The organism is Fructobacillus parabroussonetiae (assembly GCF_018437265.1).
Lineage (GTDB): Bacteria > Bacillota > Bacilli > Lactobacillales > Lactobacillaceae > Fructobacillus > Fructobacillus parabroussonetiae.
On the sequence record NZ_JAAMFL010000003.1, the window covers coordinates 1 to 25,491 of the forward strand.

Annotated in this window: 22 protein-coding genes; 20 read left to right on the top strand and 2 right to left on the bottom strand. The window is 47.6% G+C overall.

Translation table 11 applies throughout. The annotated features are described in order from the left end of the window. Positions 1 to 36: 36 nt before the first annotated feature. Positions 37 to 186 carry a hypothetical protein gene (locus G6R30_RS01545; RefSeq protein WP_213820803.1) on the top strand — a complete coding sequence of 50 codons (150 nt, stop codon included), beginning with the start codon at positions 37 to 39 and terminating at the stop codon, positions 184 to 186. A 59-nt stretch (positions 187 to 245) separates the two neighbouring features. Here the strand turns inward: G6R30_RS01545 and G6R30_RS01550 are convergent, their stop codons facing one another. Then, positions 246 to 746 carry a hypothetical protein gene (locus tag G6R30_RS01550; protein ID WP_213820804.1) on the bottom strand — a complete coding sequence of 167 codons (501 nt, stop codon included), beginning with the start codon at positions 744 to 746 and terminating at the stop codon, positions 246 to 248. Between the two features lie 10 nt (positions 747 to 756). Next, complete coding sequence (ade, locus tag G6R30_RS01555; RefSeq protein ID WP_213820805.1) at positions 757 to 2,415, bottom strand: adenine deaminase; 1,659 nt, start codon at positions 2,413 to 2,415, stop codon at positions 757 to 759. 245 nt (positions 2,416 to 2,660) lie between these two features. On the opposite strand from ade, the gene glmS reads away from it, so the two are divergent. The 19 genes from glmS to glnA all read left to right on the top strand — a co-directional run bounded on the left by glmS (position 2,661) and on the right by glnA (position 25,480). After that, positions 2,661 to 4,463 (top strand): glutamine--fructose-6-phosphate transaminase (isomerizing), encoded by a 1,803-nt coding sequence (gene glmS / locus G6R30_RS01560; RefSeq protein WP_213820806.1) that lies wholly within the window; start codon positions 2,661 to 2,663, stop codon positions 4,461 to 4,463. Between the two features lie 136 nt (positions 4,464 to 4,599). After that, entirely contained in the window at positions 4,600 to 5,391 is a 792-nt protein-coding gene (locus G6R30_RS01565) for an isoprenyl transferase (protein WP_213820808.1), read from the top strand. Between the two features lie 21 nt (positions 5,392 to 5,412). Next, complete coding sequence (locus G6R30_RS01570) at positions 5,413 to 6,216, top strand: phosphatidate cytidylyltransferase (RefSeq protein ID WP_213820810.1); 804 nt, start codon at positions 5,413 to 5,415, stop codon at positions 6,214 to 6,216. Between the two features lie 29 nt (positions 6,217 to 6,245). Next, positions 6,246 to 7,502: an RIP metalloprotease RseP gene (rseP, locus tag G6R30_RS01575; protein ID WP_213820812.1), complete on the top strand. Its 1,257-nt coding sequence runs from the start codon at positions 6,246 to 6,248 to the stop codon at positions 7,500 to 7,502. A 58-nt stretch (positions 7,503 to 7,560) separates the two neighbouring features. Next, positions 7,561 to 9,276, top strand: coding sequence for a proline--tRNA ligase (locus G6R30_RS01580; RefSeq protein WP_213820814.1), 1,716 nt, complete (start codon positions 7,561 to 7,563; stop codon positions 9,274 to 9,276). A gap of 56 nt (positions 9,277 to 9,332) precedes the next feature. After that, positions 9,333 to 13,646: a PolC-type DNA polymerase III gene (locus G6R30_RS01585; protein ID WP_213820816.1), complete on the top strand. Its 4,314-nt coding sequence runs from the start codon at positions 9,333 to 9,335 to the stop codon at positions 13,644 to 13,646. Between the two features lie 105 nt (positions 13,647 to 13,751). Further along, on the top strand, positions 13,752 to 15,203 hold the full coding sequence (locus tag G6R30_RS01590; protein ID WP_213820818.1) for an NCS2 family permease: 1,452 nt from the start codon (positions 13,752 to 13,754) through the stop codon (positions 15,201 to 15,203). Positions 15,204 to 15,337: 134 nt separating this feature from the next. Then, a complete protein-coding gene (locus tag G6R30_RS01595; RefSeq protein ID WP_213820820.1) occupies positions 15,338 to 15,910 on the top strand; it encodes a hypothetical protein in 573 nt (190 codons plus the stop codon). Beyond that, on the top strand, positions 15,907 to 16,065 hold the full coding sequence (locus G6R30_RS01600) for a hypothetical protein (protein ID WP_213820822.1): 159 nt from the start codon (positions 15,907 to 15,909) through the stop codon (positions 16,063 to 16,065). The genes G6R30_RS01595 and G6R30_RS01600 overlap by 4 nt, the downstream gene beginning before the upstream one ends. Positions 16,066 to 16,155: 90 nt before the next feature. Further along, complete coding sequence (locus G6R30_RS01605) at positions 16,156 to 16,371, top strand: cold-shock protein (RefSeq protein WP_213820824.1); 216 nt, start codon at positions 16,156 to 16,158, stop codon at positions 16,369 to 16,371. Positions 16,372 to 16,373: 2 nt separating this feature from the next. Then, positions 16,374 to 16,949: an NUDIX hydrolase gene (locus G6R30_RS01610; protein ID WP_213820827.1), complete on the top strand. Its 576-nt coding sequence runs from the start codon at positions 16,374 to 16,376 to the stop codon at positions 16,947 to 16,949. Beyond that, the gene (locus G6R30_RS01615) at positions 16,939 to 17,238 is read left to right on the top strand and encodes a hypothetical protein (protein ID WP_213820829.1); all 300 of its coding nucleotides are present in this window, start codon (positions 16,939 to 16,941) and stop codon (positions 17,236 to 17,238) included. Before G6R30_RS01610 ends, G6R30_RS01615 begins: the two co-directional genes overlap by 11 nt. A gap of 12 nt (positions 17,239 to 17,250) precedes the next feature. Further along, positions 17,251 to 17,928, top strand: a complete 678-nt coding sequence (locus tag G6R30_RS01620) for a 5'-methylthioadenosine/adenosylhomocysteine nucleosidase (RefSeq protein ID WP_213820831.1) — start codon at positions 17,251 to 17,253, stop codon at positions 17,926 to 17,928. Between the two features lie 27 nt (positions 17,929 to 17,955). Then, positions 17,956 to 18,615 carry a YtpR family tRNA-binding protein gene (gene ytpR, locus G6R30_RS01625; protein ID WP_213820833.1) on the top strand — a complete coding sequence of 220 codons (660 nt, stop codon included), beginning with the start codon at positions 17,956 to 17,958 and terminating at the stop codon, positions 18,613 to 18,615. A 12-nt stretch (positions 18,616 to 18,627) separates the two neighbouring features. After that, the gene (murC, locus tag G6R30_RS01630; protein ID WP_213820835.1) at positions 18,628 to 19,962 is read left to right on the top strand and encodes a UDP-N-acetylmuramate--L-alanine ligase; all 1,335 of its coding nucleotides are present in this window, start codon (positions 18,628 to 18,630) and stop codon (positions 19,960 to 19,962) included. A 77-nt stretch (positions 19,963 to 20,039) separates the two neighbouring features. Next, complete coding sequence (locus tag G6R30_RS01635) at positions 20,040 to 20,765, top strand: Bax inhibitor-1/YccA family protein (protein WP_213820837.1); 726 nt, start codon at positions 20,040 to 20,042, stop codon at positions 20,763 to 20,765. A 72-nt stretch (positions 20,766 to 20,837) separates the two neighbouring features. Then, positions 20,838 to 23,531 carry a DNA polymerase I gene (gene polA, locus G6R30_RS01640; RefSeq protein WP_213820839.1) on the top strand — a complete coding sequence of 898 codons (2,694 nt, stop codon included), beginning with the start codon at positions 20,838 to 20,840 and terminating at the stop codon, positions 23,529 to 23,531. Between the two features lie 208 nt (positions 23,532 to 23,739). Then, positions 23,740 to 24,081 (top strand): MerR family transcriptional regulator, encoded by a 342-nt coding sequence (locus G6R30_RS01645; protein WP_213792671.1) that lies wholly within the window; start codon positions 23,740 to 23,742, stop codon positions 24,079 to 24,081. A 49-nt stretch (positions 24,082 to 24,130) separates the two neighbouring features. After that, positions 24,131 to 25,480 (top strand): type I glutamate--ammonia ligase, encoded by a 1,350-nt coding sequence (glnA, locus tag G6R30_RS01650; RefSeq protein ID WP_213820841.1) that lies wholly within the window; start codon positions 24,131 to 24,133, stop codon positions 25,478 to 25,480. Positions 25,481 to 25,491 lie beyond the last annotated feature (11 nt).

A 25,491-nucleotide genomic window follows, 5' to 3' on the forward strand; every position in this document is an offset into this window, starting at 1 on the left:
TCATACCTATGAATCGAACCTAGTGATGTAAAAAAAGTGTCTAACTTATTGACATACGAGCACTACTTTGATGATCGAAGTACGGCCCGGCAGGTCATGGCAGTCGAACCAAGCAACTTAGGTGTTCTAGACCTATCCATTCCGGGAGTTGCAGGTAACAGTAGCCCCAGACACGATGAATTGTAAGTAAAAAAGCAGCCATTTGATATGAGCCCTAGAATTAGGTCATATTAATTGGCTGCTTTTTATTGTCCGAAAACGGGTTTTAGATTTTGTTTGAAACTGCCGTCGGGGTCGTTGACGAATTTGGCATAGGCTGACCAGTAGGCATCTTCAATCAGAAGTGGCTCGACGAGCTCTTTTGGGACCGCTTCTTTTGGAATGCGGCCGTCCGGACTTCTTTTCCCTTTATAAGTTTTGGCAAAGTCGCCGAAGCGCTTTTCTAAAACGATGGCTTCGGGGCCAAACCAATTGTGTGGTTCAACGGTTAGAAAGGACTCGTCAAATTGGTAAGGAAGCCAGTCGGGCTGATCGACTGCCACGCGCAGTGGGTGGACGAGTCGTTGTAGTTGCACCTGTCCAATGGCGATGTCGGCAACGGCGGCTGCCATCGCAGAGGGAAGGCCCTTTTCCGTGTTCTCATTGGCCACGAGCAGGAAGGTTCCCTGAATGCTTGGGTCAACCTGAACTTCTTGGCCGACAAGGACTTTGACAAGTGCTTTTGCTGGTAGATTGATTGCTTTCATGTTTAATATTCTAATCTTGGAGGCCGATAAATTCAAACTTTTCGACGTCAAAGAGTCCTTGGTCGGTTATTTTTAAGCTTGGAATGACTGGCAGTGCCATAAAGGAAAGCGTTAAGAAGGGGTCGAAAGGCAGAGAAGAAATTTCAGCAAATGCTTGGTTGAGGGCTTCTTGTTCGCTGATCAGTGCTTCGTAGGATTTGTCCGACATGAGTCCGCCAATGGGCAGGGGAAGCGCTGTTACCTTGCCCTTGTTGACGACGACCTGACCACCGCCCAAGTCTTTTAAAGTAGCGACAGCGATGGCCATGTCGGCGTCGTTTCGACCGGCCACAATCACGTTGTGGGAATCATGGGCGATGGTCGAGGCAATGGCCCCGTCTTTGAGCGCCAGTCCCTTGATGATGCCGATACCATGCCCGAGGTTGTGATAGCGTTCAATAACGGCGACTTTGGCATAGGTATCATCGGGAAGAAATTCACCTGCTTGATCAACCGGCACGGTCGTCATCAAGTGCTTGGTCGTGATGTGGTGAGGCTCGACTTCGATGACGTGGGCCGGCTTTTTAGGATCGACTGGTAATGAGAGGTCCTCTTCTTCGAATGTTAAGTTGATTTGTTGACCTGGAAGCCAGAGGACGGGCTCGGCTTGGTCTTGGAAGATTTTCCCGGCGACCATGGTTTGGGCGACTTTGACCTGATTGAGATCTGACAGAATCAACAGGTCCGCCGTGAAACCGGGGGCGATAGCGCCCACGTTCTCCAGGTGATGAGCCTTAGCAGCATTGAGTGAGGCCATGGTGTAGGCCTGTTCGGCGGACAGGCCGTTTTGAATGGCGAGGGCAACGTTGAAATTGATGGACCCTTCTTCTTGGATGTCCTTGGCGGATTTGTCGTCCGTGGCAAAGGAGAAATGAGCTTGGTTGGGCGCGTTCACCGCAGGCAGGAGGGCGAGTTCGTCTCGTTCGACCGTTCCTTCACGAACAAAGACGTTCATGCCCGCGCTCACGCGATCGAGCGCCTCTTGAACGTTGGTCGCCTCATGGTCGGTATCAATGCCGAAGGCTCGGTACAGTGCGAGTTGTTCGGGTCCAAGACCAGCTCCGTGCCCATCGACGTGCTTGCCGGCTGCTCGTGCGTCCTGAATCTTTTGCAGCATGTCTTCTTCCTGATTTGCCACGGCTGGAAAATCCATGACCTCAGCTAGACCAGCCACTTCTGCGTGTTGGTAAAAGGGCTTTAAGGCCTCGGCGTCCAAAGTCGCACCGGCATGCTCAAAGGTTGTGGCTGGCACCGATGAGGGAAGCATGTAATGAATATGTAAGGGCGTCTTTTTAGCGGAATCCAACATGTATTGAATACCAGAAACACCGGCTACCGAAGCAATTTCGTGTGGGTCGGCAAAAATACGCGTAACCCCTTGCTTTAAGGAAAGACGACCAAATTCTGAGGGTGTTAATAAGGAGGATTCGATGTGTAGGTGCGCATCGATCAGACCGGGCACTAGGTACTGGCCACGACAGTCGATTTCTTCTGCTGCCTGATAAGCATCCGATTGTCCGACAAAGACGACACGATCATCCTTAATCCAAACCGGCGTCTCGGAAAAGGTTTGAGTAAAGACATTTAGTACGCGTCCGGAATGCAAGCAGTAATCAACGGGAATGGACATAAAGAACTCCTTTTTCTGAGTAAATTTTATTTATTTTAGCATATTTATTACTCGATTGTTCGGAAATAATTGGATAATCAGCAGGCGAAAGCAAGGAATCGTTAAGGAAACGTAAGAAAGGGCTTATTTTTGTCTATACCAATCGTAAAATTGGTCTTTTACTCTGGCTAGTAACTTGATAAAATAGCCTTGTTAGATAAATAAATTTTAATGAACCAATTTTTATATGAAAGAGAGATTCAACCATGTGCGGAATTGTTGGTGTTACTGGAGTTGGGGATGCACTACCCTATCTCTTGCAAGGATTACAGAAGCTGGAGTACCGTGGCTATGATTCAGCCGGTGTTTATTTGACGGATGCTTCAGGTAAGAACGCCTTGATTAAGGAAAAGGGCCGTGTTGCCAAGTTAGCTGAAAAGGCCAAGGCTAATGGCTTTGCCGGAACGGCCGGGATTGCCCACACCCGTTGGGCGACCCACGGAAACGTTACGGTGGAAAACGCCCACCCACAAAAGTCCGCTGACGATCGTTTCTTCCTTGTTCACAACGGCGTGATTGAAAACTATAAGGAATTAACGGAGACATACTTGCAGGGCGTTCACTTGGTATCTGAAACCGATACTGAGGTTGCTGTGCAATTGGTCGATAAGTTCTCCAAGGATGGCTTGGCAACCCCAGATGCCTTCCGAAAGATGATTTCGTTGCTCGACGGCAACTCAGCTTACGGCTTTTTGCTCGTTGATCACGAAGATCCAGAGACTTTGTACGTGGCAAAGAAGAAGTCCCCATTGCTCGTTGGCGTTTCAGAGCATGGTAACGCCGTGACCTCTGATGCGGCAGCAATGATTGATTTGACCAAGGACTTTATCGAATTGCGTGATGGCGACATGGCCATTGTCAAGCCGGATTCCGTTGTCATTTACGATGCTGCTGGCGAACGAGTGAACCGTGAACCCTTTACACTTGAAATCGATCCCGAAGACACGGATAAGGGTGCCTATCCTTATTACATGTTGAAGGAAATCGATGAGCAAGCCGTTGTGGCACGAAACATTGCGGGCCATTACTTTGATGAAGACGGCAATTTGCAAGGCATTCCTTGTGCCGTGACGGATGCGATTGAAGCTGCCGACCGACTGTACATTGTGGCGGCTGGTACTTCTTACCACGCCGGCTTGATTGGAAAGCGTTACTTCGAACAGTGGGCAAAAATCCCAACGGAAGTGCACATTGCATCGGAATTCGCTTATGATCAGCCAATGTTATCCGAGAAGCCATTCTTCATCTTCTTATCACAGTCCGGTGAAACGGCTGATTCTCGTGAAGTATTGGATAACGTGAAGAAGCAGGGTTATCCAGCCTTGACTTTGGCTAACGTGATGAACTCAACCTTAACGCGTGAAGCAGACTTTGCCTTGCCTGTCTTGGCTGGCCCTGAAATTGCCGTTGCTTCAACCAAGGCCTACACGGCCCAGGTTTTGGTCCAGGCGATCTTAGCAGCTTCACTTGGTAATCCTGGCTTTGACTTGAAGGCTGAATTGGCCAAAGTCGCCGTCGAAATCCAAGCCATTACGGATGAAAAGGAAAGCTTCAAGAAGATCGCAGAAGATGCGTTGAAGGATCAGCATTCTGCCTTTTACATTGGCCGTGGCTTAGATGCCGCCGTTGCCTTAGAAGCAGCCTTGAAGTTGAAGGAAATTTCTTACATTCAGACTGAAGGCTTTGCTGCTGGTGAATTAAAGCACGGAACGATTTCATTGATTGAAGAGGGAACGCCAGTCTTTGCTTTGCTCACACAATCAAAGACGGCTGGTTTGCTTCGCGGTGAAGTCGCACAAGTTGCTGCTCGTGGTGCTAACACCATTGTCTTTGCTTCTGAAGAATTGGCTAAGGAAGGCGATGCCTTCGTTTTGCCACAGGTTAACGAATTACTCATGCCATTATTGGCAGTTATTCCGGCCCAACTGGTGGCTTATTATGCTACTTTGGCCCGGGGATTGGACGTTGATCGTCCCCGTAACCTGGCGAAGTCCGTGACGGTTCAATAAAGAAGTTAAAAGACCTGAAAGTAGGGCTTTGATACGGATAATAAAAACCGGTGATTTTTCACCGGTTTTTTTGTTTGTCCCTTCGAATTCTGGTAAACTAATGAAGAGTATTTTTCATTTTTTAGGGGTAGTCGTTATGTCAATTTTTTCCCGGATTTTTAATGCCAAAAAGCAGGAGAACCATTCCTTAGAAGAGGGGTTTTCTGCTGGACAATATAAGATTCCACATCATTTGGCCATCATTATGGATGGCAACGGCCGCTGGGCTAAGAAACGACATTTGCCGCGGGTAGCGGGGCACAAAGAAGGAATGGAAACGGTCAAGAAGGTGACGAAGTTGGCCAATGCTGCTGGCATTAACGTACTAACGGTTTATGCCTTTTCAACCGAAAACTGGTCACGTCCAAACGATGAGGTTTCTTTCTTAATGAAGTTGCCCGTGACTTTTTTTGACACTTTTGTGCCGGAATTAATCGAACAAAACGTGCGCGTTGCCACGATTGGCGATATTGACCGGCTTCCTGAAACAACGAAGCAGGCCGTGCTGGATGCCAAAGAAAAGACGGCGCAGAACACGGGCTTGATCTTAAACTTTGCGCTTAATTACGGCGGCCAACAAGAAATCGTTGACGCGGCTCGTGAACTAGCCAGAGAGGTTGCTGCTGGTGATCGCTTGATCGAACAAATTGATCGTGACAGCTTGGCCGAACGGTTAACGACTGGTTTCTTGGGACAATATGCCAATCCCGATTTGATTGTTCGAACATCGGGTGAGGAGCGCTTGTCGAATTTCTTGCCTTACCAAGCCGCCTATTCCGAACTCTATTTTACGGATGTCTTCTGGCCGGACTTTGATAAAGCGGACTTTGAAGCTGCCCTTGCTGCCTATACAAAGCGTGATCGGCGCTTTGGTAACGTAAAAGCTTAATTTGAAAGTGAGAATTGAACAATGCAAACGCGCATTATTACGGCCATCGTGGCCCTCTTGGTCTTTGTACCACTCGTTATCATCGGTCACATGCCACTTCTTTTGCTAACCATTATCCTTGGTTGGGTAGCCATGGGGGAGATGCTTCGAATGACCAAAACGCTTCTGGTGTCCTTTGAAGCGATTCTGTCATTAACCGGTGTGGTTGCTCTGGTTTTGCCTAATCATTTTTGGATCTGGGTTTCGGATAACTGGCCAATGACGGTAGCTTCTGACACCGTTGTTTACGCCATCGCCTTCTTGTTCCTTTTGCGGACGGTTCTATCTAAAAAGTCCTTTAACATCAACGATGCCGGTGTTCTTTTCCTTTCCATGGTCTACATTGGAACTGGCTTCCATTACTTCTACATGGCCGATCAAAAGGGACTAGCCGTTTTGTTCTTCGGTATGTTGACAGTTTGGATTACGGATTCCTTTGCATACTTCTGTGGAAAAGCCTTTGGAAAGCACAAGTTAGCCCCAAGCATTTCACCGAACAAAACCTGGGAAGGTTCATTGGGTGGTTCTCTGATTGCCATCATCGTGATGTCCACGCTGTATGGCTTGACTGGCTGGTTACACCGACCAGTGCTTGAAATTGTGTTGGCCGTTGCCTTCTTGTCATTGGGTGGCCAACTGGGGGATTTGATTGAATCGTCCTTTAAGCGCTACTTTGGTGTAAAGGATTCTGGTAACATCTTGCCGGGTCATGGTGGCATTCTGGATCGCTTCGATTCCATGTTGGTGGTTATGCCATTGCTTTCCATCCTCGGTTTCTTACGTTAAGTTTTTTTTGTCAGTAAAGGAGGTCTTTCATGTCGATTACCGCGATTATTGCGTTTCTAATTGTTTTTGGCCTTCTGGTCAGCTTTCATGAGTTTGGTCACTTTATTGTCGCCAAGAAGTGCGGCGTGCTTGTCCGTGAATTTGCGATTGGCATGGGACCAAAGATCTTTGCATGGATAAAAAACGACACGGCCTACACCATTCGCTTGCTACCCGTTGGTGGTTATGTGCGCATGGCTTCGGAAGAAGACCACGATGAATTGGATCCCGGTCAGCGGCTGTTGCTACAGTTGGATGACACAGGTGCGGTTAACCGCATCGACTTGCGTGTCGACCAGGAGGAAGCGGGCTTCTTATTCCAAGTCGACCAAGCCGACTTAGTGGATCAGCTAATCCTTTCTGGCTTTCGCGTTGGTTCAGAGGACAAAACAGAGCTTGCGGTTAGCCCGCAGTCAATCATTGTGGATGACAATGGGCAAGAGGCCCGTGTAGCACCACGAGCTAGCTGGGTGGAATCGGCTTCTGCACCAAAACGAGTGGCCATTAACTTAGCTGGTCCCTTGATGAATTTTGTTCTAGCCATTGTGGCTGCTCTAACGCTGGCCTTTTCATTAAGTCAAGTGTCGGTTAATGAACCGGTGCTGGGACAAGTGGAAAAGAGTCAACCCGCTGCACAAGCCGGCCTTAAAGCAAACGATCGGATTGAATCCGTTAATGGTCAAAAGGTTGAGCACTTTACGGACTTTGCAGAACTTGTAACGGCTCAAAAGGGCCAAGTGATGACGATTCAATATCTTCGAAACAGTCGGGTCATGACGACCAAGGTACAGGCGGTCGAGACGACGGTTTCTGGTCAAAAGGCCTATCGAATTGGTGTTTTGGCCAAGGGTGAAACCGGTTTTCTGGAACGGTTGCACTATGCCTGGATGATGTGTTCCTCTTGGTTTACACAGGTCTGTAACGGGATAGTGAACCTCTTCAGTACGACTTTTTCATTGAATAAAATTGGCGGACCTGTGATGCTCGCCAAAGCCACGTCAACGGCAACAAACCAAGGCTTTTTGACCGTGTTGGCCCTGCTGGGCATGCTATCGGTCAACCTTGGCCTCGTCAATTTGCTGCCAATTCCACCGCTTGATGGTGGCAAAGTCTTCTTAGATCTCTACGAGTCGATTTTCCGTCGGCCCTTTCCAAAGGTCTTGTCGACTGGCTTGATCATGGTCGGCACCGTGGCCTTGATTGTGCTCATGGTCTTAGTCACGGCCAATGATTTGATTCACTTTTAATTGATTTAAAGGGGTTTTCCCCGTACATAGTAAATTCCCAACAGGAAAGAAGGATATTATGAAGCAGACAAAGTTGTTTATGCCAACCCTCCGTGAAGTACCAGCCGATGCTGAGGTAAAGTCGCACCAATATTTGTTAAAGGCCGGCTACATTCGCCCCGTTTCCGCTGGGGCCTTTGCTTACTTGCCATTGGCTAAGCGCGTCTTGAACAAAGTCGAAGCCATTGTCCGTGAGGAAATGGAAGCGGTCGACGCCAACGAAATGCTAGTGCCTGAAATCTTGCCAGCCGAACTGTGGCAACGTTCTGGTCGTTATGCGACTTATGGACAGGATTTGTACAAGTTTAAGAACCGTCAGGACCGGGACTTTATTTTGGGACCAACCCATGAGGAAACGTTCACGGAATTACTTGGTAATGACATTAAGTCCTATAAGAAATTGCCACTCTTGGTTTACCAAATTCAAGCGAAGTTCCGTGATGAGGGACGTCCTCGTTTCGGTCTTTTGCGGACTCGTGAATTCATTATGAAGGATGCCTATTCTTTCACGGCCGATTACGAAGGACTCGATACGATTTTTAACCAAATGGAAGCGGCTTACCGGAAGATCTTTGATCGAATCGGATTGGATTACCGTGTCATTGTTGGGGATGCTGGCGCCATGGGTGGTTCTGATTCGAAGGAATTCTCAGCCCCAGCCGCTGCCGGTGAAGATACCATTGTTTATTCGCAAGGTTCGGACTATGCAGCCAACTTGGAAATGGCCAAGGACTTTTATGAACGAGTTGATCGTTCAAACGAACCAGCCGCCGATTTGGAAAAGATTGCCACGCCAAACACGAAGACAATCGAAGCCTTGTCTGAATTGTTGCATGTACCGGCTGACCAGTTGGTCAAAACCATTCTTGTGGCTGGCCCTGAAGGGGAGTTAGCGGCCGTTGTGACAACGGGAGACTTTGAAGTGAACCTGGTGAAGGTGCAAAACTTTCTTGGTTTGCCAGAGGTGACATTGGCTGATGAAGGCCTCGTCAAAGAAAAGTTGGGCGCTTCGTTTGGCTCACTTGGACCTGTTGGCTTGCCTGAGGACGTTTCGCTCTTAGTCGATGAACGAGCAGCTGACCTCGTGAACTTTGCGGCCGGTGCCAACGAAGACGGCCAGCACTACCTGAATGTTAATTGGGGCCGTGACGTGCAATTGACAGCCGATCAAGTTGCTGATTTTCGGACGGCTAAGGAAGGTGAATTAGCGGTTGATGGAAAGGGCCAGTTAGCCTTTACAAAGGGCATTGAAATTGGGCATATCTTCAAGCTTGGAACGAAGTATTCCGCTGCCTTGGGTGCCCAAGTGCTGGATCAAAACGGTCGGGCCGTTGACATGATTATGGGAAGTTACGGGATTGGTATTTCCCGTTTGTTGGCCGCCGTTTCCGAACAAAAAGCCGACGATAAGGGCTTAGTTTGGCCCGCAGCGATTGCTCCTTATGACGTCCACATCGTTCCAATTAATTTGAAGGACGACGATCAAGCCGCCGTTGCTGCCGACTTGGAAGGGCAAGTGGCCCAAGCAGGCTTTGACAGCCTGGTTGACGACCGGAAGGAACGTGCCGGTGTGAAGTTTGCGGATGCTGACTTGATCGGTCTTCCAGTTCGCATCACGGTTGGTAAGAAGGCTGGTGAAGGGATTGTTGAAGTGACACTGCGTGAAAGCGGCGAAAACTTCGAAATGCCTGCCAGCGAAGTTGCTGACCATTTGAACGATTGGTTAAAAAAGTAAGAAGTGAAAGAAGTCGACAGAGGTCGGCTTTTTGCCTTTTAAATTAGGAAGGTCCTATGCCACTTAGTTCAAGAGAACAATTAGAAAAATTAATGACACAGGCCGAATTGCCTGATGAGCTAAAAGCCGTTTTGTCAGACGCCTCTTTGGCGGCGGTCCAGGTCAATCCGGAGGCAAAGTCTTGGCGCTTTGTCGTGGCAACGAAACGGGCGCTGTCCTTTGCCGCCTACTTGGCTTTTTACCAGGGGTTAGTCAGCAATTTCAAGCAGGTCAAGGCCGTCTATCTGACGATTCAACCTGAGGAAAAGGGCTTTGGAGAAGAAGAAATCCAGGCCTACTTCCACTTTGCTTTAAAGCAGACGGGCATGAACTACGCCTTTGTTCAACAGCTCGCCTCGGCTTCATCCGTTTCCTTAAAGGATACCAATCAGGTAACGATTCAGACGGCGGCACCGACTTTGGCTGCTGCCTTAACTGATGATGTCTTAGCGAAGCTGGCGACGATTTATGCAAGCTTTGGCCTGTCGGATCTGACTTTTACGGCTGAATTGGATGAAAATCAGCAGCAAAAGTTACAAGAAAACTTCGCCTCTCATCAGCAACAGGTTCGCCAAAACATTAATCAAGCCATTGAACGCGCCGAAAAAGCCGCACCGAAAAAGTCTGCTGAGGGTGTTGCCCTGCGACTCGGTCGGGCGATTAATCCGGATGCCGACATTACCCGACTGTCAGAAATTGACGGCGAAGAGTCACGGGTTGTCATCGAAGGTTACGTTTTTGCCGATGAAGTCCGGGTTCTCCGGTCGAAACGACAATTGTTAACGTTGAAGATTACGGATTATTCCTCATCGATTTCGGCCAAAAAGTTTTCCAATAACGAGCAAGACGAGGCTGTTTTTGAACAGTTGAAGGCGGGTTGCTGGATTAAGGCACGTGGTAATGTTCAAGAAGATACCTACGCTCGTGAACTGGTCCTAAACATCTATGATTTGCAGGTGATCGACCACCAGGATCGGCAGGAAACCTACGAGGGCGAAGAAAAGCGAATCGAACTACATGCCCATACCAACATGACGGGGATGGATGCCGTGACCGACTTTGGCAAAGTCGCCAAGCTCGCCAAAGCATGGGGACAAGAAGCCTTAACGGTGATGGATACCGGAAATGTCCAAGGTTATCCACAGGCCATCGAAGCGGCGAAGAAAAACGACTTGAAAATGATCTATGGAATGGAAGCCAACGTCGTTGAAGACGGGGATCCCATTGCTTATAACACCAAGGATCAGTCGCTTTCTGACAAGGAATTGACCTACGTCGCCTTCGATTTGGAAACGACCGGTTTGTCAGCCGTTTCCGATCGAATTATCGAATTGTCCGCTGTTAAAATGCAGATGGGCAATGTGATTGATAAGTATTCGGAGTACATCAATCCGGGCTTCCCACTGTCCGAATTCACGACCAATTTGACCTCGATTACGGATGCCATGGTGGCCAACGCCAAACCTGAAAAAGACGTCATTGATAACTTCCGAAAATGGATTCAGGGGTCGGTGTTGATTGGTCACAACGTGACCTTTGATGTGGACTTTATGAACGCCACTTATGCTCGCTATCAGGAAGGGCCAATTGAAGAGCCAGTGATTGATACGCTGCCCTTTACCCGCTGGCTATACTCAGACTATAAGTCTTATCGTTTGGGAACGTTAGCCAAGAAGTTCGGCATTGAGTTGGAGCAGGCCCACCGGGCAATTTATGATGCGGAAACAACGGGGCATCTTGGTTGGAAGCTGATTAAGGAAGCCAAGCAGCGCTATGATTTGGATAACTTAAAGCAGCTAAACGATCACATGCTGGATGGTGGCGCCTGGCGACATGGTCGACCATTCCACGCCTCCTTGTTAATCCAAAATCCAACTGGATTGAAAAACCTGTATCGTTTGGTGTCGGAATCAAACGTGTCCTACTTTAACAAAGTCCCACGCATACCTCGTTCCGTTTTAACGAAGTTTCGAGAAGGCCTCGTGATTGGCTCTGGTGATACCACGGGGGACTTGATTGTGACCTTGATTGAAAAGGGTTACGCGCAGGCAAAGAAAAAGGCCGACTTTTACGATTACATTGAAATTCAGCCACTGGCCAATTATCAACCAATGCTGGATTCCGAATTGATTGCAGGACCCAATAAGCTGAAGAAGATCTTGGCGGACATGGTCAAAATCGGCGATGAGCTGAAGAAGCCGGTTGTGGTGACCGGAGACGTGAAATACACCAATCCGGAAGATCATATCTATCGTGATATTTTGATCGGCTCCCAACCCGGTAATCCGCTAAATCGTCAGGCCTTGCCACAAGTTCATTTCAGGACCACACAGGACTTGCTGGAACAGTTCCTCTTCTTGGGCGAAGAAAAAGCGAAAGAAGTGGTGATTGATAACACCCACCGAGTAGCGGATATGCTCGAAGATATCCAACCCTTGAAAGAGGGCTCCTATCCCCCTCAGATTCCAGAAGCCGGGGAGGAGTTGCGGGAGAAGACGCTCGCGGCTGCCAAGGAGGCCTATGGTGATCCAATTCCACAAGAAATCCAAGAGCGCATTGATAAAGAGCTCAAGGCCATCATTGGAAACGGTTTCGCTCCGCACTACATGATTTCGCAACGATTAGTTGCCAAGTCCAATAAGGATGGTTATCTGGTTGGTTCCCGTGGTTCCGTTGGTTCGTCCTTTGTGGCGACAATGTCTGGAATAACCGAGGTTAATCCGCTACCACCACACTACCGGTCGGCTCACGGCGACTACTTCGAATTAGCTGATCCGAAAAAGTATGGGTCCGGATACGACTTGCCGGACAAGGAAGATCCCAATCATCCAGGCGAATTACTGATTGGGGATGGGCATAACATTCCCTTTGAAACCTTCATGGGCTTCACAGGAAATAAGGTGCCCGATATTGATTTGAACTTTTCAGGTGATTATCAGCCGATTGCCCACGATTATATGAAAGTCATGTTCGGGGTCAAGAAGGTTTTCCGTGCCGGAACCATTGCCACGGTCGCCGAAAAAACGGCTTTTGGCTATGTCAAAGCCTACGAACGCGATCACGAAAAGCATTACCGTGGTGCCGAAGTCGAACGTCTTGCTCAGGGAGTAACCGGCGTGAAGCGAACGACCGGTCAGCACCCGGGTGGTATTTTGATCGTGCCTGCCGATTACGACATTTACGACTTTACCCCTGTGCAATACCCGGCCGATGATCAGACGGCCTTGTGGCAAACGACCCACATGGATTACCATTCGATTCACGATAACCTGTTGAAAATGGATATTTTGGGTCACGATGATCCAACCATGGTTCGTACCCTAAAGGATTTATCTGGGATTGATCCACAGACGATTCCAGCAAATGATCCGGGTGTATTGAATCTCTTTACCTCGACCGAACCCTTGGGGGTAACGCCGGATCAAATCTATTCCAACACCGGAACGCTTGGCTTGCCCGAATTCGGGACTGGCTTTGTTCGAAACATGTTGGAGGATACGCAGCCGCATACTTATTCCGAGCTGCTCCAGATTTCTGGCCTTTCGCACGGAACCGACGTGTGGTTGGGCAACGCCCACGACCTGGTCGAAAACGGGACGGCAACGATTGCTACGGTGATTGGAACCCGTGATAAAATTATGACGGATTTGATTAACTGGGGATTGCCGGCGGCGGATGCCTTTAATATCATGGAAAAGGTTCGTAAGGGAAAGGGCATCACGGATGAGTACCAAGCCTTGATGCGCGAGAATAACGTTCCTGAATGGTATATTGACTCCTGCTTGAAGATTAAGTACATGTTCCCCCGTGCCCACGCGGCGGCCTATGTCTTAATGGCCCTCCGAATTGCCTACTTTAAGGTTTATTTCCCAACGGTATACTACGCGACCTACTTCACAGTTCGTGCCAACGCCTTCGATGTGGTGGCCATGGCACGTGGAAAGGAAGCGGTCAAGGCGGCAATTGCTAAGATTAAAGACCTGGGAAACGATGCGACGAAGGGGGACCAGGATCTGCAAACGGTCCTTGAAATGGCCAACGAAGCCTTGGAACGTGGGGTCTCCTTTAAGATGGTTGACCTCGAGCGTTCCGAGGCCACGGAGTGGGTCATTGATGGGCAGGAATTAATTCCGCCGTTCTCGGTTATTCCGGGACTTGGTGACAACGTGGCCAACCAAATTGTCGCCGCCAGGGCTGAAAAGCCCTTCATCTCAAAGGAAGACTTAAAAAAGCGTGGTAAAGTCTCGCAAACCATTATTGATTTCTTGACTTTGCACTCGGTTGTGTCGGACTTGCCGGATGAGAACCAACTGTCGCTCTTCGACTTTTAGGAGAAGAAGGGACTTGCTGTTTTAGCGTGACCGTCTGATAAGACGATTGTCGACCAGCAAGAAAAACGTAAAAACTAAAGGAGTGGGCGTAAGCCCAAAAACGAAATGGATAAATTTTTCAAACTAAAAGAGAACCAGACCTCGGTTAAACAAGAAGTGATTGCCGGATTGACGACTTTTGTCTCCATGGCTTACATCTTCTTCTTGAACCCACAGATTCTTTCCCAAGCGGGGATGTCACAATTGGCCGTCTTCATTGCAGCCATTGTGGTGGCAACCTTTGGGACCTTGCTGATGGGCTTGTACGCCAACGTACCGTTCGCACTGGCACCCGGTATCGGGATGCAGGCTTACTTCACTTATACCATCGTCTTTGGCTTTGGCTTTAAGTGGCAACAGGCCTTGGCCATTGTCTTTATGGTCGGTCTTTTGGACATTGTCATTACGTTGACGCACGGTCGTCAGGCAATTGTTAAAGCCATTCCAGAAGAGCTTAAGGCCGCCATTGGTGGTGGATTGGGTGTCTTTGTGACCTATATTGGTCTGAAGAACGCTGGATTCATCAACTTTGTTGTTTCGGGTAGCTCAATAATGTCTGTGAATGACAAGCCTTATTCGGGTGGTGCTGTCAAGGGACCGCTTTCATCCATCATGGCTTCTGGTTCTGTTACACCTGAATTAACGAAGTTCACACAGGCATCGGCTTTGTTGGCATTGATTGGTCTGTTGATTTTGACTTACTTGGTCATTAAAAAAGTACCGGCTTCCTTCTTGATTACCTTGGTAGCCACGACTTTGATTGGTATCCCGATGGGTGTTACGAGCACGCATTTGTCAGCGGCTACTTCATTGCCAAACGCCTTTGCGGACTTTACTAACACCTTTGGTGCTGCCTTTGGTTCAAATGGAATGGGCTCACTTTGGTCTTCATGGACGAAGGCTTCCCTTGCAGTGGTGACGGTCTTTGCCATGGGGCTGACCGGTTTGTTTGATGCTATCGGTACCTTGATTGGAATCGGTAACCAGACGGGTATCTTTTCAAAGAAGGACCAGGAAGCCTTTGTGGCTGACAACTCCTTTAACTCAAAGATGGATAAGGCTTTGGTTGTGGATACCTTTACGACGACTTTGGCAGGGGCAGTGGGTACGTCAAACACGACGACCTTAATTGAATCTGCAACCGGCGTTGCCTCTGGTGGTCGGACTGGTTTGACCAACGTAATCACGTCGATTGGTTTCTTAGGCATGCTTGTCTTGTCACCATTGGTTTCAATTGTGCCAACTGCTGCAACGGCACCAATTTTGATCATGGTTGGAATCATGATGATGGGTGAATTTAAGAAGATTGACTGGTCTGATTTGGCCGTTGCCGTGCCAGCCTTCTTTACGTCCATTTTCATGGGCTTCTCTTTCTCCATTTCTTATGGAATCGCTGCTGGCTTCATCTTCTACATTCTGGTGAAATTGGCTCAGGGAAAGCGCAAGGAACTGTCACCAATCCTGTTGATTGTAACGGCCTTCTTCTTGGCAAACTTTATTTTGTTAGCCTTTATCTAAAAATAATAAACACTTTTAAACCGCTTGTATCATAGGATATAGGCGGTTTTATTTTGTTAAAAATAATGCTCTTTTGAGATCCGAAATCAGTTATAATGACGGCAGATTATACGATGACGAAAGGAGGTTGTTCGATGATTAAAATTACGAGTTTTCATGGCACAAGTGTAAAAAATGCAGAGAAGATTTTGGAAGAGGGATTTAAAATAAAACAAGATAGTGGTCAATATCCAAATGATTTAGGTCATGGAATTTATGGGTATATTGATAGTGATTTTTCAATAAACGATGTCGAGTTTATCAATGATGCTAAAACAAATGCAAAATCATTTTCAAAATATATCCGTGGAAATAAAGAAAATTATGCCATTCTCCAATTTAAGGTTAGTGTGTTTGATGATCAGATATTAAATTTAAACCAATTGAATCAACGAAATCGAATGGTTAGGTTGTATAAACAATTTCTAAATAGTGCCATTTCAGAAATTCCGTTAAAATATAAGACCAATCGTGCGAGTAGAAGAAAACAAATGGATGGTGTGTTTATCGAATTTTTAATTGAGCATAACATCTTAAGGGAGCCTGAAATGATCATTTTAGACACTTATTCACGTTTTAATGGTTATGCCTCAAACATAACAAATGGTCGAGAATTATTAATAAGAAATTTAAACCGAATGACAGATATTGAAAGGGTTTACCTATGACAAAATTACATGAAATGAAGGGAATGCAGGTTCCAGAATTTACACAAGAAGAATTTCTTAAAAAAATTACGAGAGATGATTTGATTGATTTTGTAAAAATGATGGACGAACAAGAGCGCTGGGCAGAAAAATATGAAAAAGAACATCGTTTCTAGAAAGTTGAGGGTTCATTGATATTCTGACTTTTAGCTCTTTCTTACTGGCTTTTTTACCTAGTCTAGGCCAATTTTTGCTATAATAGGGGTATGAAAAAAGGTACAGTAAAAATTTGGCAAAAAGACCGTGGATACGGTTATATCACTCCTGATGAAAAAGGCGACGACGTCTATGTTCACTTTAACGGCATTGCGGGCGAGGGCTTTAAATCCCTCCATCCTGGAGAACGTGTCGAGTACGTCCTCGTGCAGGGAAAGGATGCTTTCCAAGCAGCCCAGGTCGCACCCATTCAAGAGGAGAACTAGTCATGGTGGAAAAGGAAACCTTCGTTTCAAATGACATCAAGTACGAGGGACCAATCTTTAAAATTGATTCTCGCCGTGTCAAACTTTTCGACGGCTCCATTGCGCAACGTGATGTTGTCGACCGTGGCCCTGCAGTGGGCATTTTGCCACTGGTTGACGAAGACCATGCCGTCTTTGTTAAACAATGGCGTGAACCCGTTCAAGACTTTGTTCTTGAAATTCCCGCCGGCAAAGTCGATGCGCGTGATCACGGGGATGTCAAAACAGCCTGTCGTGAAGCGGCGGTGCGTGAACTGAATGAAGAGATTCGCGTTCATCCTGGTAAATTGGAAGAATTCGCTGACGGCTTTGAAGCAGTCGGCTTTACCGATTCGAAGATTGCACTTTACGTGGCAACGGATTTAAATCATTTAGACGGGACGGATCAGTTACCCCGTGATGAAGGGGAGTATCTGGATATTTTAACTGTCTCCTACGATGAGATGACCGCCTTATACGAAACAGGTAAGCTGAATGATTTAAAGACCTTGGCTGCTTACTTCCACTGGACGATTCGGAGAATGAAGAATGGCCAATAATTTCTTTTTGAAAAATCAAGCGAGTCGGGAACAGAAGGCTCGGGCAAAGCAACGTAAGCAAGTTGAACGTGAATATGCCAAGACCCATGAAGAAACGATTACCGTTGTCGAACCTGCTAACCGTCATGAGATGCGCTTAACGCACAAGGGACGTTTCGAACTTGGCTCAAACGGTGAATTAACCCAAAAAGGTAAGACGGACCGACTGTCTTACCGCTATAACCGGGGGATGATTATTGTTGGAGTGTTGACGGTCGTAGCATACGTGACCTTCTTCGTCTTACCCTAGAAAGGAACACCCATGAAAATTGGAATTATCACACCGATGGCCGAAGAAAAGAAGGCGCTAACAGAAGCATTGGAAGATGCCGAGGTTGTTTCCTTTTCGGACTTGGAAGTTCTGGTTGGTTGCTACCAGAACCAGGATGTTTTTCTGGCCGAATCCGGCATTGGCAAAGTCGCCGCTGCGACAGCTACCACTATCTTGACACAGATTTTTGATGTCGACTTGGTGATTAACACCGGTTCTGCCGGTGCCTTGCAAACCGACTTGGCGATTGGCGATCTAGTAATCGGGCAGGAATTGGCCTATTTTGATGCTGATGTCACGGCCTTTGGGTACGAATACGGACAGCTGCCAGCTCAGCCAGCCCGTTTTACGGCGGATGATGATTTGGTGGGCGCCTTTAAGCAGTTGACAGACGCTCGTGCTGGCTTGATTGTATCCGGTGACACCTTTGTCCAACAATCAAAGAAAGAAGCCATTAAGGAAAACTTCCCTGATGCACTCTTAGCGGAGATGGAGGGGGCAGCCGTTGCGCAAGTGGCCAGCCGCTTCCAAACGCCTTTTATCGTTCTGCGCGGTGTTTCAGACCAAGCAGACGGAGAATCGGATGTCGACTTTGACGACTATGTTGTCCAAGCCGGTCAGAAGTCCGCAGAATTATTACTGGCCTATTTGAACACTTTGAACAAATAAGCAAACTTACAATAAAGGACAAAAACCATGATTGCAGTTTATAATCGAGCAGCAGAAGGTGACATCCTGATGCTGACTTTTGCTCCTTCTGAAAACGGGGAAGCAGTTGAAACAAAGAAGCAGGTGACGGTCGTTCGAGATAAGAAAACGGACCAGCTGCTTGGCATTAACATCGAAGGAATGGGCGAAGCGCTCGGCTTGACCGAATTGCCTGCTGGTCAGGTGTTCTTATCTGAAGAACAAGCCAACCAAATTAATCAAGTAATGGCCGCTGCCGGATTTGATTTGACGATTCAGGCAGAGCCGTCACAACTGGTGGTTGGCGTCGTGGAAGAAATGACGGCCCACCCTGATTCCGATCACCTCCACGTTACCAAGGTTGATGTCGGTGAAGACGAACGTTTGCAAATTGTTTCGGGTTCTCCAAACATGACCACGGGTATCAAAGTCGTGGTAGCAAAACCAGGCGCCATGATGCCTTCTGGTGAAATGATCTGGCCAGGTGCCCTACGTGGTGTTCCTTCTGCCGGCATGATTTCATCCGGACGGGAACTGAAGTTACCGGGAGCACCGGATAAGCCGGGTGCGCTGGTCTTACCTGATGACTTTGCCCAAGTTGGCGATGTCTTTTCATTTGATGCAGCACAAGACCTCTATTCAGACGGCCGTATTGACACGAATTACTAAAAAGAGGGCAGGATGCCAAAAAAATATTATTTTATTGGAATTAAAGGGACAGGAATGGGCCCACTAGCCCAGATTTTACACGATCAGGGAAACGAAGTGGTTGGCTCGGATATTGAGCAGTTCACCTATACTCAAGCGCCTCTCGAAAAGGCTGGTATTCAAATTTTGCCTTTCGATGCCAAAAACATCGCCGATCACAAGGACTTTATCTTCGTTCGTGGTAACGCCTTCGAAGATGACCAAGTCGAAGTAAAGGCAGCACTTGCGGCCGGCGTGAAGATGATTACCTTTCCCGAAGCCGTTGCTGAGCAAATCGAACAGGCAACGACCATTGCCGTTGCCGGGGCGCACGGGAAGACATCCACAACTGGTATGTTGGCCCACGTGATGAAGAACGTGGCCCGCACGTCTTATTTGATTGGTGATGGAACGGGCCATGGCGTCAAGGATTCCGAGTTCTTCGTTTTGGAAGCCGATGAATACCGTCGACACTTTAAGCCTTACCATCCTGATTACGCCATTGTGACGAACATTGACTTTGATCATCCTGATTACTATCAGAATCTAGACGATGTTTTCTCAGCCTTTGAAGACTTTGCTAAGGGTGTCAAAAAGGGAATTGTTGCTTGGGGAGACGATCCTTCTCTGCAGAAGCTAGCCGTCGACGTGCCGCTTTACTATTACGGTGATGTGGCGGGTCGTGATGACTTTTTGATTTCAGATGTGGATAAGGAAACAAATGGCTCGACTTTTTCCGTTTCCTTCCGTGGCAAGGACCTCGGTCGGTTCTTCATTCCAATCTTTGGCCAGCACAATATCTTTAATGCGACGGCGGTTATTGCTGTTGCTTACCTCGAGGGCTTGGACCTGGCAGGGGTTCGTGAGCACTTGAAGACTTATCCAGGTGTTAAACGTCGCTTCTCTGAAAAACAGGTCGGCGATGTGACGATTATCGATGATTACGCTCACCATCCAACCGAGATTAAGGCGACGTTGGATGCGGCTCGACAAGAGCATCCGGACCAGGAAATTGTGGCGGTCTTCCAGCCCCACACCTTTACTCGGGTGATTGCCTATAAGGATGAGTTCGCCAAGGCGCTTTCCAAGGCTGATACGGTTTATCTGACACCAATCTTTGGTTCTGCCAGGGAAAAGTCCGGAACGGTTTCCGCCCAAGATATTGCCAAGGAAATTCCTGGCGGTGCAACCATTATTTCAGAGGAAAACTTGTCACCTTTGCTTCATCACGAAAACGGCGTCCTGGTCTTCATGGGTGCTGGTGATATTGAAAAGTATGAGTTTACTTTTGAAAAACTCCTGGGTCAGATCCAATCCGATCGAACTTAAGCAGCTTTTAATTTTGATTTAAGCTCAGTTTCATAGAATGATTGAAATAATTTGAGAGAATTTCGAGGAGGTATCGAATGAACAATTTTGATTTCAACTCTCGTCGCGACGTGACGGGCGCAGATACAGGAATGAAGCTCTTTTTCCAAAAGGTATATGGCTACATGGCCATTGCCTTGGCGGTGACGGCCGTTTCTGGCTACATCGTTCAAACCTTCTTTTTGCCACAGGTTTTGAGCCTCTTTACCGGTTCATGGATTGGTGTTATTGCGGTCATTGCCATTGAAATGGTTTTGGTGGGAATGATTCGTGGCGCATCCTTTAAGAACAATCCGGCCAAGGCCTTTGGTTTGCTGATGACCTTTGCCGTGGCACAAGGTTTGACGCTTGGGATTTTGTTGGCCTATTACACAGGGGCTTCCGTACTGGCAGCCTTTGCTTCAACGGCCGCACTCTTTGGTGGAATGGCATCTTACGGCTTCTTCACGAAAAAGTCCTTGGCAGGGATGGGCTCGATCTTGTATGGTCTTTTGATTGGTTTGATCGTTGCCTCATTGATTAACGTTTTCATGGCCTCAAGTGGTTTGCAGTTCTTGGTATCCATTGCTTCGGTGATCATCTTTGCCCTTTACACGGCTTATGATAACAACATGCTGCGTCAAGCATACGTGCAAATGGCCGGTCAGGGTGCGGGTGAAAACCAGTTAACTGGTGTCGCCGTTGTTGGTGCCCTGATGCTTTACCTGGACTTTATCAACATCTTTTATTCATTACTTCAGCTCTTCGGCGACAGCCGGGACTGATGATTTCAAACACTCGCTTCGGCGAGTGTTTTTTTATGCTAAACTACAAGAAGATGAAACAAGGGGAGCAAAATGAGCAAAAAGATCCTACTAATTGATGGTAATTCCTTGGCCTTTCGGGCCTTTTACGCCATGTATCAACAACTTGACCGGATGGTCACACCAGAGGGCTTACACACGAACGCCCTGGTGGCTTTTAATAATTTTTTGGAGTCCATCGTCTTGCCCATGCAACCGGATATGGCCCTGGTGGCCTGGGATGCCCGGTCGGGTAAGGAAACCTTCCGTGGTGACCTTTACGATGACTACAAAGCGGGTCGTGATAAGGCACCGTCAGAATTTAAAGAGCAGTTCCCGTATTTGCGTGAAATGGTCGAAGCCCATGGCTTGCATAACTATGAGCAGATTGGCTTAGAAGCCGATGATATTATCGGAACGCTATCACGGGTGGGTGAAAAAGCCGGCGATCAGGTTATTATCATTACTGGTGATCAAGATTTGACGCAATTGGTGACGGATTCTGTGACGGTGAAGTTGACCAAGAAGGGTGTGACGCAGGTCGAGGTCTACACACCCGACTTTATCATGGAAAAATTTGGCATTACCCCTGCTCAAATTATTGATAAGAAGGCGCTGACGGGGGATACGTCGGATAACTATCCAGGCGTTACCAAAGTCGGCGAGAAGACCGCTTTGAAGCTGCTGAAGGAATATCATGACCTGGATAATCTGTACGCACATGTCCCAGACATGAAGGCTTCCAAGATGAAGGAAAACCTGATTAACGACAAGGCTAGTGCCTATCGTGCACAGAAATTAGCCACGATTATTACGGATGCCAAGCTTGAAATTGGTCTCTCTGATTTAGTGTATCGAGAACCGGAAGAAAAGGGCTTGGTCACGCTCTTTGAAAAGCTACACTTTAAGCAGGCATTGAGTAAATTACGGGCCCACTCACTGCTCGATGAGGATTTTGCTGAGGCTGCCGAAGATTCTGAAAAGAAACAGGGGAACTTTGCCGCTGTTAAGGAACTAAACGAGGCTGCTTTAACTCAGTTAGCCAAAGAAAAAAGCTTGGCCTTTCATATTGATACGACGGGGGATAACTACCACCAAGCCGATATGATCGCCTATGCCATCGGAAATGACCAAGTTGGCTACTATGCCAGTCGTGACTTGACCCTTCTTGGCTCTGAAACGTTTAAAAGAATCATTGAAAGCCAAGAAATCGCACTGCGCCTCTTCAACGCCAAGGCACACTGGGTGTTGTTGCACCGCTTGGGCTTGAACTTGGCTGGGGTGGACTTTGACTTTTTGCTGGTTGCCTACCTCTTAGACACGGTTGGCAATGATAACGTGCTGTCGACTTTGGCTGGTCGCTTTGGCCGCTATTTAGCTTCGAATGAGGAAATTTACGGTAAAGGGGCGAAGTTTGCCATCCCGGAAGATGAAACAGTCGTCTTAGAACACGTCGGTCATAAGGCCCAGACGATTTTTGATCTGCGTGATCAGGCCTTTGCGGATCTTGATGAACACGAACAGGGCCATCTGTATCACGATATCGAATTACCACTCTCCTTTGTCTTGGCTAAAATGGAAGCGCAGGGCTTTACGGTCAACGAAGACCGCCTTTCCAAGATGGGACAGGAAATGGAAGAACAAATCGCCTCTTTGAAGGACGAAATTTTCCAAATGGCTGGCGAAGAGTTTAACATTAATTCGACCAAGCAGTTGGGGACCTTGCTCTTTGAAAAAATGGGCCTGCCCGTGATTAAGAAGACAAAGACGGGCTATTCGACTGCTGTGGAAGTGCTGGAAAAGCTGGCACCGCAAGCACCGATTGTCGAACACATTCTGGCTTATCGTCAGTTGGCCAAGCTCAAGTCAACTTATGTTGATGGCCTTTTGGCAGTGGTGGATCCAGCTGATCACAAAGTGCACACCCGTTTCTTGCAAACGTTGACGCAAACGGGTCGGTTGTCCTCCGTTGATCCAAACTTGCAAAACATTCCAATGCGAACGGAGGCTGGCCGAAAGATTCGCCACGCCTTTGTGCCATCCCATGATGACTGGCTGATCTTTGGTGCCGACTACTCCCAAATTGAGTTGCGCGTACTGGCATCGATTACTGGTGACCCGGCCATGGAACACGCCTTTGTTGAGGATGAAGACATTCATGCCGAAACCGCACGCAAAGTCTTTGGCTTGGCCGATGATGCGCCGATTGATGCCGATCAACGACGGACGGCTAAGGCGGTTAACTTCGGGATTGTCTATGGCATTTCCGACTTTGGCCTGTCAAAGAACTTAAACATTGCCCGTAAGGATGCTAAAAGCTTTATTGAGACCTATTTCCAGGAGTTTCCAAAGATTCACCAGTGGATGGCTGCCATTAAGGAAAAGGCTCATCAGGATGGCTATGTGGAAACGATTGAACACCGCCGTCGTTACCTCCCTGATATCAATGCGAAGAACTTTAACACCCGTTCCTTTGCGGAACGGACGGCCATGAACTCGCCTATTCAGGGATCGGCTGCTGACATTATTAAGATTGCCATGATCAAAGTCAATCAAGCGATTGAAGAGCGGGGACTACAAGCGAAAATGCTTGTCCAGGTTCACGATGAATTGGTATTTGAATGTCCAAAAGAAGAGCTTGAACAGCTGCGTGAAACGGTGACGACCGTGATGGATCAAGCCGTGAAGCTGGCCATTCCACTTAAGGTGGAATCACATGCGGGGCCAACGTGGTATGAGGCAAAATAAGCTTTTAAAGGGTCGACCAATTCGGCTCTTTTTTGCTAGAGAAGTGGGTCTTTAAGCATCAACAAACACTCGTTGCTGGGTCGTTTTGGTCATTGATTACTAGACCAATTTCTATACCGATTCTATGTTTGAGGTTAAGAAAGCTGACCAAATTCAAGACAGTTGGTTGATTTTCGATTATGATTTTTAGCAAGGGGGATGGTGAATCGTGAAAAGTTCAGAATTACAACGAAATAAAGCTGTCTTGCCGATGTCGGTTGTTCGCGAGCTGACTTTACTAACGGATCGTCAAATTCGTTATTACGAAGAGCACGGGCTGGTGAAACCAGAACGCGGGAAGGGTGGCCAGCGCCGCTTTTCCTTAAACGATATCGACCAACTCTTGCGCATCAAAGATCACTTGGATGCTGGCGATTCGACAAAGGATATCAAGGAACTTTTTGACAAGGCCGAGCGATTGCAAAAGGCACGGGAAGAGGACGTGAATTCCTCACTGCGCCGCTCTTTGCAGGACGAATTTGCTCAAATTGCCCGCTTCAATCAGCCTTAATTTGGCAGTCGACAGCAAACACAAAAGTAGCTCAAACGGGGGAGAGAAAATGACACAGCAGTTCATGACAAAAGACGAAATCAAGGCAAAAGTAGCAGAAGAAAACGTCCAGTTTATTCGTGTGACCTTTACTGACGTGTTAGGAACGATTAAGAATATCGAAGTTCCGGCATCACAGTTGGATAAGGTCTTGAACAACGACTTGATGTTTGATGGTTCCTCAATCGAAGGCTTCGTGCGGATCAATGAATCGGATATGTATCTTTATCCTGATTTGTCGACTTTTATGATTTTCCCCTGGGCCACGGATGGTCACGGTGGCAAAGTCGCCCGACTGATTGCTGACGTTTACAACAAGGACCGGACACCCTTTGCCGGTGACCCACGAATTGCCTTGAAGAACGCAGTCAAGCAGGCAAAAAAGCAGGGCTTTACGGAATTTAACATTGGTCCTGAACCAGAGTTTTTCCTTTTCAAACTCGATGAAAAGGGAAAGCCAACGATGGAACTCAATGATCATGGTTCCTACTTTGACTTGGCACCTTTAGACCGGGGCGAAGATGTCCGCCGTGAAATCGTTTTGACACTTGAGGAGATGGGCTTTGAAGTCGAGGCTGCCCACCATGAAGTTGCGGCGGGACAGCACGAAGTCGACTTTAAGTACGATGACGCACTGGATGCAGCAGATAAGATTCAGACTTTTAAATTGGTCGTTAAGACAATTGCTCGTCAAAATGGTTATTACGCAACCTTCATGCCCAAGCCCGTTTCTGGAATCAATGGTTCGGGAATGCACGTGAACATGTCCCTTTTCAACGACAAGGGAAACGCCTTTGCCGGTCAAGATGGTGATTATTTAGGCTTGTCTGATACGGCGTTACACTTCTTGGGCGGGGTCTTAAAACATGCCCCAGCCCTGACGGCCATTGCCAATCCAACGGTCAATTCATACAAGCGACTCACGCCTGGATTTGAAGCACCCGTTTACATTGCTTGGTCAGCTTCGAACCGCTCACCAATGGTTCGTGTGCCAGCCTCCCGTGGCTTGGCCACCCGCCTGGAACTACGAACGGTGGATCCAACGACCAACCCGTATACTTGTCTGGCCGCTATTTTATCAGCTGGACTAGATGGCATTGAACAGCGAATGGAACCAACCGCTTCGGTAGATAAGAACATTTACTTGATGGACGAAAACGAGCGGAAGAAGGCGGGTATTCAAAATCTGCCAGAGACTTTACTCGACGCACTTGAAGCCTTGGAGCAAGATGATGTGGTGATTGATGCCATCGGCACGCATATCATTGATAAATTCATCGAGGCCAAGCGAATCGAATACACGTCTTATCGTCAGTTTGTTTCTAAGTGGGAACTCGATAACTACTTTATGAATTATTAAAGCGAATAAAA